The sequence below is a fragment of the Campylobacter concisus genome (assembly GCF_050447445.1).
Classification (GTDB): domain Bacteria; phylum Campylobacterota; class Campylobacteria; order Campylobacterales; family Campylobacteraceae; genus Campylobacter_A; species Campylobacter_A concisus_BI.
The window spans coordinates 1,362,879-1,378,782 of the sequence record NZ_JALMFW010000001.1 but is presented as its reverse complement, the minus strand read 5'-3'; the positions used below and the strand labels follow the sequence as shown (position 1 = coordinate 1,378,782).

The 15,904-nt window shown below is 37.6% G+C and carries 15 protein-coding genes; 2 read left to right on the top strand and 13 right to left on the bottom strand.

Annotated features, from left to right (window positions below; translation table 11 throughout):
- The first annotated feature begins 101 nt into the window (after positions 1-101).
- Positions 102-584 (top strand): hypothetical protein, encoded by a 483-nt coding sequence (locus tag MTT30_RS07100; protein ID WP_429801478.1) that lies wholly within the window; start codon positions 102-104, stop codon positions 582-584.
- A gap of 414 nt (positions 585-998) precedes the next feature.
- Here the strand turns inward: MTT30_RS07100 and crcB are convergent, their stop codons facing one another.
- The 3 genes from crcB to topA all read right to left on the bottom strand — a co-directional run bounded on the left by crcB (position 999) and on the right by topA (position 4,986).
- Positions 999-1,352 (bottom strand): fluoride efflux transporter CrcB, encoded by a 354-nt coding sequence (gene crcB / locus MTT30_RS07095; RefSeq protein WP_148821494.1) that lies wholly within the window; start codon positions 1,350-1,352, stop codon positions 999-1,001.
- Positions 1,352-2,191, bottom strand: coding sequence for a biotin synthase (locus MTT30_RS07090; RefSeq protein WP_429801477.1), 840 nt, complete (start codon positions 2,189-2,191; stop codon positions 1,352-1,354). Before MTT30_RS07090 ends, crcB begins: the two co-directional genes overlap by 1 nt.
- Positions 2,192-2,868: 677 nt before the next feature.
- Complete coding sequence (gene topA, locus MTT30_RS07085) at positions 2,869-4,986, bottom strand: type I DNA topoisomerase (RefSeq protein WP_429801821.1); 2,118 nt, start codon at positions 4,984-4,986, stop codon at positions 2,869-2,871.
- A gap of 186 nt (positions 4,987-5,172) precedes the next feature.
- Between topA and MTT30_RS07080 the strand changes: the two genes are divergently transcribed.
- Positions 5,173-6,681, top strand: coding sequence for a flagellin B (locus MTT30_RS07080; RefSeq protein WP_429801476.1), 1,509 nt, complete (start codon positions 5,173-5,175; stop codon positions 6,679-6,681).
- Between the two features lie 213 nt (positions 6,682-6,894).
- Here MTT30_RS07080 and MTT30_RS07075 read toward each other — a convergent pair whose 3' ends face one another.
- Genes MTT30_RS07075 through MTT30_RS07030 form a run of 10 tightly spaced genes read right to left on the bottom strand, consistent with a single transcriptional unit; the run spans position 6,895 to position 15,901 of the window.
- Entirely contained in the window at positions 6,895-7,665 is a 771-nt protein-coding gene (locus MTT30_RS07075; protein ID WP_429801475.1) for an oxidoreductase, read from the bottom strand.
- The gene (locus MTT30_RS07070; RefSeq protein WP_429801474.1) at positions 7,652-8,359 is read right to left on the bottom strand and encodes a cytidylyltransferase domain-containing protein; all 708 of its coding nucleotides are present in this window, start codon (positions 8,357-8,359) and stop codon (positions 7,652-7,654) included. The genes MTT30_RS07075 and MTT30_RS07070 overlap by 14 nt, the downstream gene beginning before the upstream one ends.
- Positions 8,352-9,254, bottom strand: coding sequence for a Gfo/Idh/MocA family protein (locus MTT30_RS07065; protein WP_429801473.1), 903 nt, complete (start codon positions 9,252-9,254; stop codon positions 8,352-8,354). The genes MTT30_RS07070 and MTT30_RS07065 overlap by 8 nt, the downstream gene beginning before the upstream one ends.
- A 13-nt stretch (positions 9,255-9,267) precedes the next feature.
- Positions 9,268-10,314: a nucleotidyltransferase family protein gene (locus MTT30_RS07060; RefSeq protein WP_429801472.1), complete on the bottom strand. Its 1,047-nt coding sequence runs from the start codon at positions 10,312-10,314 to the stop codon at positions 9,268-9,270.
- On the bottom strand, positions 10,311-11,471 hold the full coding sequence (gene neuC, locus MTT30_RS07055; RefSeq protein WP_429801471.1) for a UDP-N-acetylglucosamine 2-epimerase: 1,161 nt from the start codon (positions 11,469-11,471) through the stop codon (positions 10,311-10,313). Before neuC ends, MTT30_RS07060 begins: the two co-directional genes overlap by 4 nt.
- Positions 11,468-12,466: an N-acetylneuraminate synthase gene (gene neuB, locus MTT30_RS07050; RefSeq protein ID WP_429801470.1), complete on the bottom strand. Its 999-nt coding sequence runs from the start codon at positions 12,464-12,466 to the stop codon at positions 11,468-11,470. The genes neuC and neuB overlap by 4 nt, the downstream gene beginning before the upstream one ends.
- A complete protein-coding gene (locus MTT30_RS07045; RefSeq protein ID WP_222861995.1) occupies positions 12,467-12,901 on the bottom strand; it encodes a MaoC family dehydratase in 435 nt (144 codons plus the stop codon).
- Positions 12,902-13,579, bottom strand: a complete 678-nt coding sequence (locus tag MTT30_RS07040) for an acetyltransferase (RefSeq protein WP_429801469.1) — start codon at positions 13,577-13,579, stop codon at positions 12,902-12,904.
- Positions 13,576-14,727 (bottom strand): LegC family aminotransferase, encoded by a 1,152-nt coding sequence (locus MTT30_RS07035; protein ID WP_429801468.1) that lies wholly within the window; start codon positions 14,725-14,727, stop codon positions 13,576-13,578. Before MTT30_RS07035 ends, MTT30_RS07040 begins: the two co-directional genes overlap by 4 nt.
- Entirely contained in the window at positions 14,714-15,901 is a 1,188-nt protein-coding gene (locus MTT30_RS07030) for a UDP-N-acetylglucosamine 4,6-dehydratase (protein ID WP_429801467.1), read from the bottom strand. The genes MTT30_RS07035 and MTT30_RS07030 overlap by 14 nt, the downstream gene beginning before the upstream one ends.
- Between the last annotated feature and the right edge of the window lie 3 nt (positions 15,902-15,904).

Sequence of the window (15,904 nt, the reverse complement as noted above, 5' to 3'; positions counted from 1 at the left end):
AAAATGTTTGATTGTATAAAAAGCTTTTTTATTTTTTGATTAAGCTAAGCGATCTTTGGGCAAAATGGCGACAAATTTTTAAAAATTTGGAGTGCAAATTTATGCGTAAATTTCTATTTTTTGTCTTGATGTTTTTTGGAATTTTTGGCTTTACAGACGAGCTAAATTTGGTTCAAAGTTTTAAATTTGATGGAAGCGTTTTTTATAAGAAAAATACAGCCAAAGATGAGAGTTTTTACTTTTTAAAAAATGAAAATTTTGATGAGCATTTCGTAGGCTTTAGAGTAAAATTTGACAAAAATATAAAAAGTGAAAGTATGCTTGCTGAGCTAAAAAAGAAGATAAAAGAGGCTAAAGAGGTGCTTTATAGTGAAGAGAATGATCAAATTTTAGCCATTATAAAAGATGAAATAAGTAGTAAAAATATAGAAATAATCCACTTTTTACTTAGAAATAATGGAGTCTTAATACTTTCATATGAGAGAATTTATGATCCAAAAACTCTGGTAGATGGGCTTAAGCCTGTACTTTTAAGTGAAACTAGAAATTTTATGCTTCAGATGCCAAAGGTAGAAGCTAGGTAGAAAGGTGGATGTGGCATGTTTTGCACTGCATGTGGTTTTGTTAAATTTCATCAAATTTTACTAGCCAATTCTTGTGAGTGAATGAAATTTAAAATTTGCACATAGATTGATAAAATTTTTACTTAAAGGGGGATAAAGGGGCTTGAATTTTGCTTCGCAAGCTCGCAACTGCATGGCAGACACGAAGTCGTCCCCTTATCTCCCTTTAGATCCCTCAATCCCCTCGTACGTTAGAAGTGGCATGCAATAGTGCTGGCGCACTGAATGCGGGTAAAACTCTATCAAATTTTAAAATTTTATAAGCAAGTAATTTCGGCTCTAGTGGCAAGCTTTATAAGACCCAAAACCAGTAGTCAATTCTTGCGAGTGGGTGAAGTTTCAAATTTGCAAATAAGGCTATTTTGCTACTTACTTTTATAAACTCTTGCCAAGCAAAATGCCAAGATAGCTTGCAAGCAGGCAAAGGACAAGGTTTAAAAAGATATTTAAAAAGCCTTTTATCAGTTCGCCTTCTAGTAAAAATTTTACACTATCAAGGCTAAAGCTTGAGAATGTCGTAAATCCGCCAAGTATGCCAATGACCAAGAACACCCTCACGCTTTGGCTTAAATTTAGACAAAACAAGACGCCGATAATGAAGCTACCAAGCGTATTTACGCCAAGCGTGGCTAGCGGAAAGTGGCTAAATTTTAGCAGCTCACCGGCTAAAAACCTGCATCCAGCTCCGATAAAGCCTCCAAGCCCTGCGAAAAGCAAATTTGCAAGCATTAATGGCAGATACTAGCGAAGCTAAAACCGCGCTTTGCAAGCTCCTCGATATCTTTGCTAGCTTTCTCGCCTTTTGCGGTGAGGTAGTCGCCTATCACGATCGCATCGGCGCCATTTTCAAAGATCTCGTATTGTCTATCGCCTAAAATTTTCTCCCTACCGCCAGCTATCATGACTCTAGTTTCTGGTAGATCTCTTTTGGTCTCACGCACTATTTTTAGGGCTTCATCCGCACTAAGAGGAGGCAGATCAAGGCTTAGAGCTTCATTTTTTATGAAAAAATTTATCGGTGACGAAAATGGCTCAAGCTCTTTTAAACTAGCTCTAAAGCTTACTCTATCGGCCTCACTCTCGCCAACGCCGTAAATTCCACCAGTACAAAGCATAAGCCCAGCTCTTTTTGCATCTAAATTTGTCTGATATCTCTCATCCCAAGTGTGCGTTTTACAAATTTTTGGGAAAAATTCTCGGCTTGTTTCAAGGTTGTGGTTGTAGCTAAAAACGCCAGCTTTTTTGAGCTCGCAAAGTTGCTCATAAGTCGCCATGCCGTTGCACGCGATAAGCATCAAATTTGGCACTTCTTTGCTCACAGCTCTTGCTAAAGATGCGATGTAGTCGGTCTTTTTGTCATTTAGTCTAGCACCGCTTGTAACTAAGCAAAAGCCAAGAGCATGGTTTTTGTATGCCATTTTGGCCTCTTCGACTACTTGCTGTTCGCTTTTTTCTTTAAATTTCGTGATATCAGCGCCAGCCTTGGCACTTTGCGTGCAGTAAGCGCAGTCCTCGGCGCAGTTTCCTTGAGTGACTGAGCATATCGCACAGAGCATAATTGTTTTCATTTTTCATCCTTTTTTGGGGCGTATTATAGCTTTGATAGGTTTAAAATTTAAGTAGGGTAATTTATGAATTTGCAAAAATAGTTTGATGAAATGTATAAATTTATTTTTATTCAAAGGGAGATAAATGGGCTTGAGTTACGGTCTGCTTGTAGCTGCGAGCTAGCGAAGCAAAGATCCGTCCCTTTATCCTCATTTAAATCCTCTAAATCCTTCGCACGTTAGAAGTGCATGTGATAGCACTTTGCACAGCATGCGTTCATATATCTATAAATTTTAAAATTTCAAGAACGAGTAATTTCGGCTCTAAAATTTGAGCCAAGTCATAAGCGAAGCTAAGATTTTAAGATAGTAGTCAATTCTTGCAAGTGAATAGAATTTTAAAATTTGCTCCACAATATAAACTTATTAAAAACTATGCGAAAAGCTTAAATTTTGTGACATTACCTTCTCTTATAAATTTCCGCTCCCTCTTTTATTCCAATTTGGCAAAGCGCTAAGCTCGTCAAAAAGCCCAAAAAGTGCGTACTTTAGTGTGAAGATTGCCCCTTAGATGTGTACAGTTGGTGACGAGTTTTTCCCTTTATGCTGGCTAAGCTTAGCGGTGGTATCAGGCATTTAAAGCCCAAATTTATAAAAGCCAAATTTAGGCTCAAGGGCTCAGATTTGGCTAGAAATTTTTAGTTTTCAGAAATAAGCGTCTTTTTCTTGCACTTTGTGCACTCTATAAATGTACCTTTTTTAAGCTCTTTTTTGATCATATCGCCGCCACATTCGTTGCATTTTTGCTCAACTGGCTCGTAGTTTGAGATGAAGTCGCATTTTGGATAGTTGGCACATCCATAAAATTTACCGCGCCTGCTAAATCTCTCGACGATCTCGCCGCCACATTTTGGACATGGCACATCAAGCTTTTTAAGCTCACGTTTTGGCTTAGCTGCCGCAGTAGTGCCGGCCTCTGCGCTCTTTTCATTATCTTTTGCGATGTTTCTTGAGTATTTGCATTTTGGGAAATTTGAGCAAGCGATAAATTCGCCGTATCTGCCCTTTCTAAGCACTAGCTCACTTCCGCACTCTGGGCACTTCTCGCCAATCGGAGTGGCTGTTTTTAGGCTTTTTATGCCAGTTTTTCCAGCGCTGATTTTTTCCATAAATGGATAGTAAAAGTCACTTAGTACCTTTTGCCAGTCAGCCTTATCAAGTGCGATCTCATCGAGCTTTTCTTCAAGATGTGAGGTAAATTCACTATCAACTATATTGCTAAAGTGCTCCTCCAAAACGCCTATCATGCTAAAAGCAATCTCGTTTGGTATGAGCTGCTTTTTCTCGACTCTCACGTAGTCTCTTGAGGTTAGCAGCGTGATAGTCGGTGCGTAGGTACTTGGGCGACCGATGCCTAGACTCTCTAGTTTTTTAACAAGGCCAGCTTCAGAGTAGCGAGACGGCGGCTCGGTGAAATTTTGCGTGCTTTTTATGCTTTGCAAGCTCATCTCGTCGCCCTTTTTTAAATTTGGCAAAATTTTATCCTTATCAAGCTCGCCATAAACCTTGTAAAAGCCGTCAAATAGCACCTTTCTACCACTTATCTTAAACTCGCCTTTTTCGCTTGCAACATAGACGTTTTGAGTTTGGCTCACACATGCGCTCATTTGACATGCTAAAAATCTATTGTAGATGAGCGTGTAGAGTTTGAGCGCGTCTTTATCTAAAAATTTAGCTGCGATTTGCGGTGTGAAGTTTAAATTTGTAGGGCGGATCGCTTCGTGGGCTTCTTGCGCGCCTTTTGAGCTTGTCGTGTAGCTTATCGCTTTGGCCGGCAGATACTCTTTGCCGTAGTTTTGGAGGATATGCTCTCTAGCGGTTGCGACAGCCTCTTTGGCTAAATTTAAACTGTCTGTTCTCATGTAGGTGATTGCACCCATGAAACCATCGTGAGTTTGTACACCTTCATAGAGGCTTTGAGCGATCATCATGGTCTTTTTAGGGCTAAAGCCAAGACGGTTACTCGCGCTTTGCTGAAGTGTTGAAGTCATAAATGGCGGGCTTGGCTGGATCTTTCTATCCTTGCTCTCGATCTCACGGACGCTAAATTTCTCATTTTGTAAATTCTCTATAATGTATTTTGCGCGGTCTGGATTTTGGATAGTGAGCTTTTCGATCTTTTGGTTTTCAAATTTTACTAGCTCAGCGTCTAAGTCTTTTTTAAAAACTGTGTCAATAGTGTAGTATTCAACTGGCTTAAACGCCTGAATTTCACGTTCACGATCAACTATTATCTTTAGGGCTGCACTTTGCACACGGCCAGCGCTTAGCCCCTTTTGTATCTTTAAATTTAAAAGTGGACTTAGCTTGTAGCCCACGATACGGTCTAGCAAACGCCTTGTTTGCTGGGCATTGACGCTATTCATATCGACACGTCTTGGGCTTTTTAGAGCATTTTGTATGGCACTTTTGGTGATCTCGTGAAAGACGATGCGAGGCAGACTGGTTGGCTCTTTGCCTATGGCATTTGCTATGTGAAATGCGATCGCCTCACCCTCTCTATCCTCATCGGTCGCTAGATAAATTTCATCAGCGCCCTTGGCGAGCTCTTTTATCTCTTTTACGATGGCAGAGTGATCACTGCTGATGCGGTATTCTGGGGTAAATTTATCATCTTCTATCTTGATACCAAAGCTAGTTTTTGGCAAGTCTCTGATGTGACCTTTTGAGGCGATGACGTTGTAGCTTTTGTCTAAGAAATTTTTGATAGTCTTTGCTTTTGCAGGCGACTCTACGATGATTAAGCTTTTCATTATATATAGCCTTTGTATTTTTTGGCGTAATTGTAGCAAAAATAATTTTTAAAGTATCAAGGCATAAAAAATCAAGCCAGGATCTATCTTTTAAAAATTTTTCATTCATACCTATAAAGTTTTTAGAAAATTTCACGATATAGTTTTTGTGCGACAAGAAGTCGTAACTAAAAATTAAAAGGATTTACAATGAGTTTTCGTATTAACACAAACGTAAACGCACTTAACACACACGCTAACGCAGTTAGCAACAACACTGACCTATCTAAGTCACTTAACAAACTTAGCTCAGGTCTTAGAATTCAAACAGCTGCAGACGATGCTTCAGGTCTATCTATTGCAGATAGCTTAAGAAGTCAAGCTTCAGCTTTAGGTCAAGCTATTGCAAACGGTAATGATGCTATTGGTATCATTCAAGTTGCCGATAAAGCTATGGACGAGCAGCTAAAAATTCTTGATACTATCAAGACAAAAGCTACTCAATCAGCTCAAGACGGCCAAACAACTCAATCACGCCAAGCATTGCAAGCTGATATCGTTCGTCTAATGGAAGAGCTTGACAATATCGGTAACACTACTTCATTTAACGGTCAGCAACTACTAAACGGAACATTCTCTAATAAAGAATTCCAAATAGGTGCTTACTCAAATCAAACTGTTAAAGCAAGTATTGGTGCGACTACATCTGATAAGATCGGCCTTACACGTTTTGAGAGTTCAAAACTTCTTACGGGTATGGGTGCAGTAAACCTTAAATTCTTAAACGTTGATGGTGTGAACGATGTAGGTGTTACAGGCGCTACTATCTCAACAGGTATCGGTAAAGGTCTTGGTGCTTTAGCTGAGAATATCAACAAAGTTGCTGATAAAACTGGTGTTAGAGCCACAGCTGATGTTACTTGGAAGGCTAGTGCTGCTATCGCTGGTGGTTTAATTCAGTCTTTAACAATTAATGGCGTTAAAATCGGCGACCTAGATGTTAAAGCGAATGATTCAAACGGTGCACTTGTCAATGCTATCAACTCTGTAAAAGACCAAACTGGTGTTGAAGCTTCTGTTGATGCTGAAACAGGCAAAATGGTATTAACAAGCCGTGATGGCCGTGCTATTGTTGCAACAGGTAAAGATATCTCAAAAGGTCTTGGTGGTAAAGGTAAAGCAGCAGCTGGTACATCTTTAACAGCCGGCTTTGTAGGCAGACTAAATCTAGTTCGTCTTGATGGTAGAGATATTAAACTAAATGGTGGGGGTCTTACTAAGCTATCAATAGCATTCTCTGCTAATGGTGGTGCTCAACAATCAGTATCTCTAAGAGATGTAAGAGGACAAATAGATAAAAACCTAGCAACTGCTATGGGCTTTCAAAGAATGAGTGCAGCTTTATCAGTAGCTCAATCTGCTGGTGTTATGACACTTCGCGGTGCGATGGCTGTTATGAGTATCGCTGAGTCTGCTCAAAAAACACTAGATCAAGTTCGTTCAGACCTTGGTTCAGTTCAAAATCAACTTCAAGCTACAGTTAATAACATCACTGTAACTCAAGTTAACGTAAAATCAGCAGAATCTCAAATCAGAGATGTTGATTTTGCTAGCGAGTCTGCTAACTTCTCAAAACATAACATCCTAGCTCAATCAGGTGCTTATGCTATGAGTCAAGCAAACAGCGTACAACAAAACGTAATGAAGCTACTACAGTAGTTAATTAAGGTTTTAAATAGAGGCTTTGTTGCAGTACAAAGCCTTAAGAGTGTTAATGCTTTTACAATACGCAAACCCACGCCCCAAAGCTTAGCTTTGGGGTTTTATACTTTTGCAATCAATAAAATATCTTAAACTTTTTGTATATAAGATTTTAAAATACTCATGCTAAATTTGATGCTTAAAGCCTTAGCAATAAACTAAGGCTTTAAATTATAAACTAAATCCATCATCAACTACGATATTTTGTCCATTTACATATTTTGATACATCGCTTAGTAAATAGATCAAAGTACCGCAAATATCATTTGCATTAAGCATCCCTTTCATACCACATCTTTTTTTATACTGGCTTAAAAATGGCTCAGGCTGCCCATCTAAAATTCCTCCAGGACTTATAGCGTTTACTCGAATATTGTCTTTTTTAAACATCTTTGCCATGTATTTTGTCATGCCAAGAAGGCCATGTTTTACTACTGTATATTCGACAGGAGAGTGCATATTTGTTCCCTCGTAAGTCTCAAAAGCAGGAGCTCCGATACCTTGTATAGATGAGATATTTATGATATTGCCGTAACCTTGCTCTAAAAAGAATTTTATAAAATTTTGTGAGATATTAAAGTATCCACCAAGGTGTAAATTTAAGAAGGCATTGAAATCATTCATATCTATCTCAAAAAATTTCTTACCGTAATTTTTGTTTTTTGGATAGGCGTTATTTACCAGTGCATCTATGCGACCATATTTTGAGTGTAAGAAATTTATGGCTTCATTAACAGAATTTACGTCACTGATATCAATTTGCAAAACTTCGATTTTTGCGTCTTTGTTTGAGCTCAATATCTCATCTTTTAGTAAATTTGCTCTTTTTGTATCTACCTCTGCTATCACACCAATGCCATTTTGATTAACGATAGCTCTTATAAAAGCACTTCCTATCCTACCAGCTCCTCCAGTTACTACTATGACTTTATCTGTTAGCATTTTTTTCCTTCATTAAAAACTCTACAAATTTAAAATCCAGTTCACAATCTATATCGATTGATCTGTCTTCACTCATCACATAAAGCCCAGTTTTTGGCAAAAACAATGTATCGTTATTCAGTAAGGCTTCACGTTTCCAGATATAGATAGAAGCGTTCATATCATAAGTCTTTGGTGTATCTTGTCGTCTTACAATGGCTTTTGCTAAAGTTTTTGCAAGTCCCACATGCCCATCAGGATAAATTTCAACCAAGTTAAAGTACGGACTTCTTCTGCTTGGCATTGCGGTTATTAGGTTGTCATTTTTATCGTGTAGAAACTGATTGTAAGCGTTTATGATATCGCTTACATCACGAAGTGGAGCTGTTGCATCAAGATCAATCTCATAATCAAATCTTTGTGCATAATGTTGTTCACTTTTTAAAAAAGCATCTTTTATCACATCAAGCTTTCCAGCTGTATCGCTGGCCATAGCAGCATCTCTTTTAAAAAAAACTTCTGCGCCATATTTTACTGCTGTTTCCGCGATTAAATCGCTATCAGTACTAATTACTATATGCTCAAATAAATTTGACTCTCTAGCCTGCTCTATGGTGTAAGCAATAAGTGGTTTTCCACAAAGCTCACGTACATTTTTCCCTTTTACGCCCTTACTACCGCCTCTTGCACATATTGTACATAAAACATTACTCATTATTTTGCCTTTGAATTTTATCTATTACACCCATAGTATCTTGTCCTTCGCTAAAGCCACAAACATATTTTTGTTCACCTAGGACATCTTTATGCATAGCTAAAAACATCTCATTTCTTTCCAAATTTGGCATGTTAAAAATTTGCCTATTGATATCTTGTTTTATGAGAGTACCTTTTATGAAATTAAGCTCATAGGTGGAGGCTTCACACTCTACTCGCACGTTTCTATGCGTCATATGGCTTAAATAATCAATGCTTATATTGGCTACTACATTATTATCTGTTTTGCCAAAGATTAAACATAAATCATCGCTTGTTATCTGCAAATTTGAGACTTTATCTTGAAAGCTTTTTATGCTCTTAAATTTGCCACACAGCCACATGGTATAGTCTAACTCATGACTAAGATCTAGCAAAACCCCACCGCCTTTTTCTTTGCTAGCACTATAGCATTTTGTATAGTCTCCATTTCTCCAGCTTGGTAGATACTGTCCACAACTAGCGTTTATGTAAAAAATTTTTTCATTCTTCAAAAGCTCTTTTAGTTTTTGTAAAAGTGGATGAAATCTAAGCACGTAGCCTACAAAAATTTTGTTGTTTTTTGGTGTAAAATCGTAAAATTTCTCAAACAAAGGCTTTTCACAAAGTATTATTTTATCTTTTACTTTCTCGTCTAAAAATTTTAAATTTTGCAGATGTAAAAATGTAGGAGTTGCTATGACAAAGTAGTCAAACTTGTCTAAATTTGAGACTTCTTCTAAACTTTTGTAACAAATTTTATTGGCTACATCTTGGCTAGTAACGAGGCAGATCTCATCTATCTGCGGTAAAGCTTCCAATACTTCGTAATGCCTTTTACCAATCGAGCCATAGCCTAAGATAAGAGCTTTCATCTAAAATGCCTCATCAAAATATTTTTGCGTATTCTTCATTTGCTTTTTGATACTCTTCTAAGCGACCTATATCGATCCAGTACTCATGTATAGGAAACGAGATGACGTTTTTTCCTTTGCTTATCGCTTTTTCAAAAAGAGTTGGCATATCATAAAACTCATTTTTTGGTATTAGATCTAAAATTTCAGGTGAAAGCATATATATCCCAGCACTTACGAAAAATTTCTGCACAGGTTTTTCTGAGATCTCTACTATCTTGTTGTCATTCATTTTTACAACGCCATAAGGCACTTCGTAGTCATACTCTCTTACACACATTGTAGCCGTCGCTTTATTTAGCGTGTGGTAGTTAAAAATATGCTCGAAATTTACATTTGTAAGAAGATCACCGTTCATTACAAAAAATGGTTCGTTTGGTCGCTCTTTAAGTAGGCTTAGCGCCCCTGCCGTACCCATTCTTTTTTGCTCTAAAATGTAGTCAATGTTTACTCCAAATTCTTTTCCGTCACCAAAATAGTCCTCGATGATGTCTGCATTAAAATTTACACACATAGTGATATTTACAAAGCCATACTCTGCAAATTTTTCAACTATCGTTTGAAGTATCGGCTTGTTTCCGACCTTTAACATTGGCTTTGGAGTATCTTGCGTAAGTGGTCTAAGCCTAGTGCCAAGGCCTCCTACCATTAAAATGACTTTGTTTGTTTTACTGGCTGGTTTTATAATGTCTTCGATATCTTCTATGCCAACTAGCTTTCCAAGTTCATCTATTAGTGGGATTTTATGAAGCTTTTTAGCGAGGGCTATTTTTAGTATTGACTCTTTTGTGTCGCCAACATTTGCAGTACTTGGACTCTTGTGTACTATGAGATTTATGTTGCTATTTACATCAAGACCATTTAGCAGTCCGCGCCTGATATCCCCATCTGTTACTGTACCTACAAGGTTATCGTTTTCATCCACGACAATAGCTATTTGGAGCCCGCCATTATTGATTGTTTGTAGGGCGTCTTTTATGGTTGAATTTATGCTTAGCTTTATATCGTTTACTATTCTCATTTTAAACCTATATCATAAAATTTCTTTTTCAAAATATCATCAATCTCTAGCTCTTTTAAAATTTTAACCATTTTTTTGCTTGAATTACCGCCATCATATGGATTGGTAGTATCTTTTAAAATCTGCTCAAATTCTTTTGAATACGCTTTTTTTATAGCGGCTAAAATTTCTTCTTTAGCAGGCCTAACGTCTATCACACTGCTAGCTCTTGCACGTCCTTTTTGTCTATCGCCTATGTTTATGGTTGCTTTTTTAAAGCTCGGAACTTCTGAAAGGCCACTTGAGCTATTTCCTAGGACTATATCAACAAATTTTATCGCACTTAGATATCTTAACTGTCCAAGTGAAGCAAATGCCACAGCTTTTTGTGAATTTTTACCCACATACTCGTCTATCATGTTATTTATCACATCACTATCTGTATCGCTATTTGCCTTCGTAAAGATAAAATTTGTATCTTTTAACTCATCTATTGCTTTTAAAAGCTCGCTAAATTGCTCTTTTGCACTACTATTTTCAAGTGTTACCGGATGAAATGTGATTAGTATATTTTTTTTAGTGAGCTTAAAATTTATAGACTTTTCAAACTCATCTTTATTTAGTAAATTTAGCTTTTTTATATTTTCAATGCCAGGACCGCCGACATTAAAGACTCTGCTAGGTTCTTCTCCTAGCTGGATTATACGATTTGCATACTCTCTTGTAGCTGCAAAATGAATATGACTCATCTTTGTTATACTATGTCTAAAGGCCTCGTCAAATGCCCCTTGGGTAGTTTCTCCGCCATGTATGTGTGCTATTGGGATCTGCATGATGCTAGCCACGCTTGCTACACCAAATATCTCGTATCTATCTCCAAGAAGTACCAATATGTCTGGCTTAAGTTCGCTAAAGGCTGGGGCAAATTTCTCATAAACCTTTGCCATTTCAGTACATATATCAAGTTTTGAGTGTGAAGAGCCTAAAATTTCTATCTTTTTATCTATCTTAAATTCTTTTTCTATTTCTTTATATGTGAGTCCAAACTCGGGGCTTAAATGCATACCAGTAGCGATGATCTGAAGTTCAAGCTCACTATCTGCCTTGATCTCTTTTAAGAGCCAATAAAGCAGGCCATATTCAGCTCTAGTGCTTGTCACTACACAAATTTTTCTCATATCAGATCATCTTGTTTATAATCTTTTTGTGAAATCTGCCCTATCACTTCATCCCACCTCATAGGATTTATGCCATCTCCTGGGCGTTTTACACATATATTTTGTTCGCTAAGAATTTCGCCTTTTTTTATATTACACTTTGCTACGATCGACTTTCTAGCTATTTTTATATTTTCGCTCTCACTTTTACTAAAATGCTTAAGCCCATCTCCAAGTGCTAGCTCGATATTTCTAATGGCTTTAATCATCGCCGCTAGTTCATCTGGCTCAAGGCTAGCCTTGTGATCAGGTCCGGGCATGCTCTTATCAAGAGTAAAATGCTTTTCTATGATCTTTGCACCCATGGCAACCGCTGCGATATCGACCTCAATACCAAGCGTATGATCGCTATATCCGACATCAAGGCCAAAGGCATTTTTTAGAGTTATCATCGCTTTTAAATTTACATCCTCCATTGGCGTTGGATATTGCGTATTTGCATGAAGAAGGCTTATGTTTTTACGTTTTGTGCCGCTTTTTACAAGTACTTCTATCGCGGCTTCCACCTCGCCTAAATTTGCCATGCCAGTTGAGAGAATGATCTTTTTATTAAGCCCACCTATCTGCCTAAGATAAGGTAAATTCGTTATCTCGCCACTTGGGATTTTAAATGTACTAAGCCCAAGCTCATCAAGAAGCTTTATGCTGTCGCTATCAAAAGGAGTTGAGAGAAAAGTGATATTTTTTTGCTTGCAGTAGGCTATGAGCTCTTTATGCGTGTTCTCATCTAGTTCAAGCTTTTTTATCATCTCAAACTGGCTTTCGTTTTTATCAGTAGTTTGTTTTTGATAGCTAGCTTTTTGTGCGTTTTTTGAAATATTAAGAGTGGCTTTAAATGTCTGAAATTTCACTGCATCAGCGCCAGCCTTGGCTGCTATGTCGATTAGCTTTTTTGCTAAATTTATATCACCATTGTGATTTACTCCAGCCTCAGCTATGATAAACACTTTATTCATTTAATTCCTTATTTTGGGAATATATATTTCTGCTTCGCCATCAGTAACAATTCTTTGTTTAACCATGCAAGTAGTTCTAAAAAATATCCTAAATTTTTCTAAATCAACTCTAAAGACCTCAACAGTGGCAGTTACCGTATCTCCAACATAAACCGGTCTTTTAAAATTCAAAGTTTGAGAGACATAAACACAACCTTCCCCTGGAATTTTAGTACCAAAAAGGGCAGAAAAGTAAGATGCGGTCATTAATCCATGAGCAATTCTTTTTTTATATCTTGAGTTAGAAGCATATTCCTCATCTATGTGTACTGGATTTCTATCCCCACTAATACCTGCGAACGCTTTAATGTCGGCATCTGTAATAGTTTGAGAATAGCTAGCTTTCATGCCTATTTTAATCTCTTCAATTGGGATTGAATTTAAAAAATTAGCCACCTAGCTTCTCCTTTTTATATTTTCTTTCGTAAATTCAATAGCTGGATTTCCAAATACAGTCTTTCCGGCTTCGATACTTTTTGTTACCACTGAGCCGGCCGCAATCACAACGCCTCTTCCAATCCTTAATGGTCTATTGTGTTTACCCTGATGAATAATCGTTCCGGTTCCAATATATACATCATCTTCAATTATTACATTTCCATTACATTTAACGGATGGAGCGAATGTAACATTATTTCCTATTATGCAGTCGTGTGCCACATAGCTATAAATATTTGCTTGAAAATTTTTGCCTATACTGGCGTTTGATGTTATAGATACAAATGGACATATTAAGGATCCCTCATCCACAAAAGAAGACTTTGATATAAATGAACTTCTGTGAACAATGTTTGGAAAATTAACTCCTTTGTTTTTTAAAAACATATATATTTTATTCCTTAGCTTATGGTCAGAAATAGCAATAGCTACATTATCTCCCTTAGAAAAATTGTAGTTTTGTTCATCTCCCAAAAATGGTGCTACGTATTTATATTTTTTATAATCATCTTCTTTAATATCAAAATATCCATTAATTTTATATTCGCCATTATCTAGAATATACTCAGCAACCTCACTTGCAAATCCGCCTGTCCCTACTATATAAATCCCTGATGCCATATCTTTACTTTTCATAGTATTGCTGAACTTGGGATATTTACTATCCTATCGCTTAGAAATTTAGCATTTTTTAGCTCATCTCTTTGGCAGTCCTTAAACATATCAAGATCGTTCATAAGCTGCCAGATAGGGCGTGTGAAAACGCCATTTTCATTGCTAAATTTCAAAAACTCATCTCGTTTTTCATGGCTTTCAAAAAGCACCGCATTTAGCCAAAAATTTGACCTAGCATCCGCTGGCTCATCTATAAATTTTACATCGTCAAATTTAGAAAAATACTCTTTATAGATCATAGCAAGCTCGCGTTTACTCTTTAAAAATAGCTCTAAATTTTCAAGCTGTGCCACAAGTAGGGCAGCGTTTAAATTTGGTAGGCGATAGTTGTAGCCGATCTCGCTGTGACGATACTCAAAAGGATGTGGCACCTTGGCTGTTGTGGTGATAAATTTAGCATGCCTTGCTATCTCCTCGTCGTTTGTGATGATAGCTCCACCACCTCCACTTGTGACGATCTTATTGCCATTAAAGCTCATGGCTGCAAGCTTGCCAAAATTTCCCGTATGAGTACCTTTATAGTAGCTGCCAAGACTTTCGGCACTATCTTCTACCAAGGCGATGTTCCAACGCTTGCAAATTTCAGCTATCTCGTCTATCTTGCAAGGCAGTCCAAAAGTATGCATAGGCACGCAGGCACGCACTATCCTGTCGCTGGTTTTATTGACACATTTACCGCCTTTTAGCTCGCAGTTTTTCTCCAAAAACGCACTAAGCGACGCTGGCGACATACCGAGCGTGTCAAGATCAACGTCTACGAAAACTGGCTTTGCAAAAAGGTAACTAATGGCGTTGCAAGTGGCTATAAAAGTAACTGGCTGGGTGATCACTTCGTCATTTTGCTCTACTCCAGCTAGTTTTAGGCAGATGTGAAGCGCAGAGGTGCCATTTGTCGTGGCAACTGCAAATTTAGCACCGACCATTTGAGCTAACTTGCTCTCAAACTCATCGACAAATTTGCCGACACTTGAGACAAAGCTAGAGTCGATGCACTCGAGCAGATATTTTTTCTCGTTGCCTATAAATTTAGGCTCGTGAAGCGGGACTTTATCCTTGCCAAAGGTGCTTTTTATAAATTTCAAAACCTCGTCAAAATCACATTTTCTCATCGAGATATTTTCCTGTTTCTTTATGCATAAAATTTGGTATGAGCTCGAAAACTTCGCGTAAAACGTCCTCTTTGCTCCATGTCAAGCTTGATTTTAAATTTAAGATATTGTTTTTAAAAATTTCTAGCTTTTTGCTGTCAAAATTTGCATCATTTTTGACGATACCGATATTTTGAAGCCTTTGCATGTCAAGTCTCTCGCCGTCAACGAAAAACTCCTCGTAGTCCTTCTCTCCAGTCGTGTCACTAGGCGCAAAAAGACAAGGATAAAAGCCATCTTTTGGAAGCACTTTTGCAAGCTTTCTGGCCTCCTCCTCATTTTCACATAAAAATGGCTCGTAGCCTAAATTTGCTAAGTATCGCTTGGCTATCTCGCTAAATGTTATAAGGTCTAAATTTTCATCTAGTTTTGGGAAAAATATATCTCTATTTTCACCAAAAATGGTACTTAAAAGACAAAGCTCGCCGCTCTCTTTTGGCGTTAGGAAGTAGCGCCTGACGTCGTTTGGGGCGACTATAGGCTGAAATTTTTCTATGCGCTTTTGAAATCCAAAAAGAAGTGAGCCGTCGCTAAATGCCACGTTTGCAAACCTAGCCATTGAGACGTCGATATTTAAGGAGTGTCTAAACACAAACATCTCCATGATGCGCTTGCTAGCTCCCATTAAATTTACAGGGTTTGCAGCCTTGTCGGTGCTAACGCAGAAATATTTTTTTGACTTCATATAGAGAGCTTGAGTCAGTGTTTTATCGGTGTTAAAGATATTTGTTTCAAGCATTCTCATAAGCGTAAATGGGTCTTTTTCGCTTCTAACATGCTTTAGTGCTGATAAATTTAATACGTAGTCAAATCCACCACTTTGTGCCAAGAGTGCATCAAACTCGGCACTTGCAACATCTATAGCAAAAGTTTTAAAGTCGCCATTTATATATCCAAACTCGCTTCTTATATCACGTACTAGTTCGACAAGGTTGTTTTCAGAGATATCAACGACGTATAGTTTTTTTGGATATCTTATAAAAATTTCTTTTGTTACGGCTGAACCGATAGAACCGGCACCACCAATAACTAGAAAGCTCGAACTTGAAACTATCTCTTTTAAATTTTTACCAAGCGCATTTATATCATCTTCAAAGAGATTCTTGGTGCGTCCTATTAATCTTAATATATCCATGCT

Bases quoted from the DNA above. Each gene is read 5' to 3' on its own strand.
- MTT30_RS07100 (WP_429801478.1), top strand. From the start codon at position 102: ATGCGTAAATTTCTATTTTTTGTCTTGATGTTTTTTGGAATTTTTGGC.
- crcB (WP_148821494.1), bottom strand. From the start codon at position 1,352: ATGCTTGCAAATTTGCTTTTCGCAGGGCTTGGAGGCTTTATCGGAGCT.
- MTT30_RS07090 (WP_429801477.1), bottom strand. From the start codon at position 2,191: ATGAAAACAATTATGCTCTGTGCGATATGCTCAGTCACTCAAGGAAAC.
- MTT30_RS07080 (WP_429801476.1), top strand. From the start codon at position 5,173: ATGAGTTTTCGTATTAACACAAACGTAAACGCACTTAACACACACGCT.
- MTT30_RS07075 (WP_429801475.1), bottom strand. From the start codon at position 7,665: ATGCTAACAGATAAAGTCATAGTAGTAACTGGAGGAGCTGGTAGGATA.
- MTT30_RS07070 (WP_429801474.1), bottom strand. From the start codon at position 8,359: ATGAGTAATGTTTTATGTACAATATGTGCAAGAGGCGGTAGTAAGGGC.
- MTT30_RS07065 (WP_429801473.1), bottom strand. From the start codon at position 9,254: ATGAAAGCTCTTATCTTAGGCTATGGCTCGATTGGTAAAAGGCATTAC.
- MTT30_RS07060 (WP_429801472.1), bottom strand. From the start codon at position 10,314: ATGAGAATAGTAAACGATATAAAGCTAAGCATAAATTCAACCATAAAA.
- neuC (WP_429801471.1), bottom strand. From the start codon at position 11,471: ATGAGAAAAATTTGTGTAGTGACAAGCACTAGAGCTGAATATGGCCTG.
- neuB (WP_429801470.1), bottom strand. From the start codon at position 12,466: ATGAATAAAGTGTTTATCATAGCTGAGGCTGGAGTAAATCACAATGGT.
- MTT30_RS07040 (WP_429801469.1), bottom strand. From the start codon at position 13,579: ATGAAAAGTAAAGATATGGCATCAGGGATTTATATAGTAGGGACAGGC.
- MTT30_RS07035 (WP_429801468.1), bottom strand. From the start codon at position 14,727: ATGAGAAAATGTGATTTTGACGAGGTTTTGAAATTTATAAAAAGCACC.
- MTT30_RS07030 (WP_429801467.1), bottom strand. From the start codon at position 15,901: ATGGATATATTAAGATTAATAGGACGCACCAAGAATCTCTTTGAAGAT.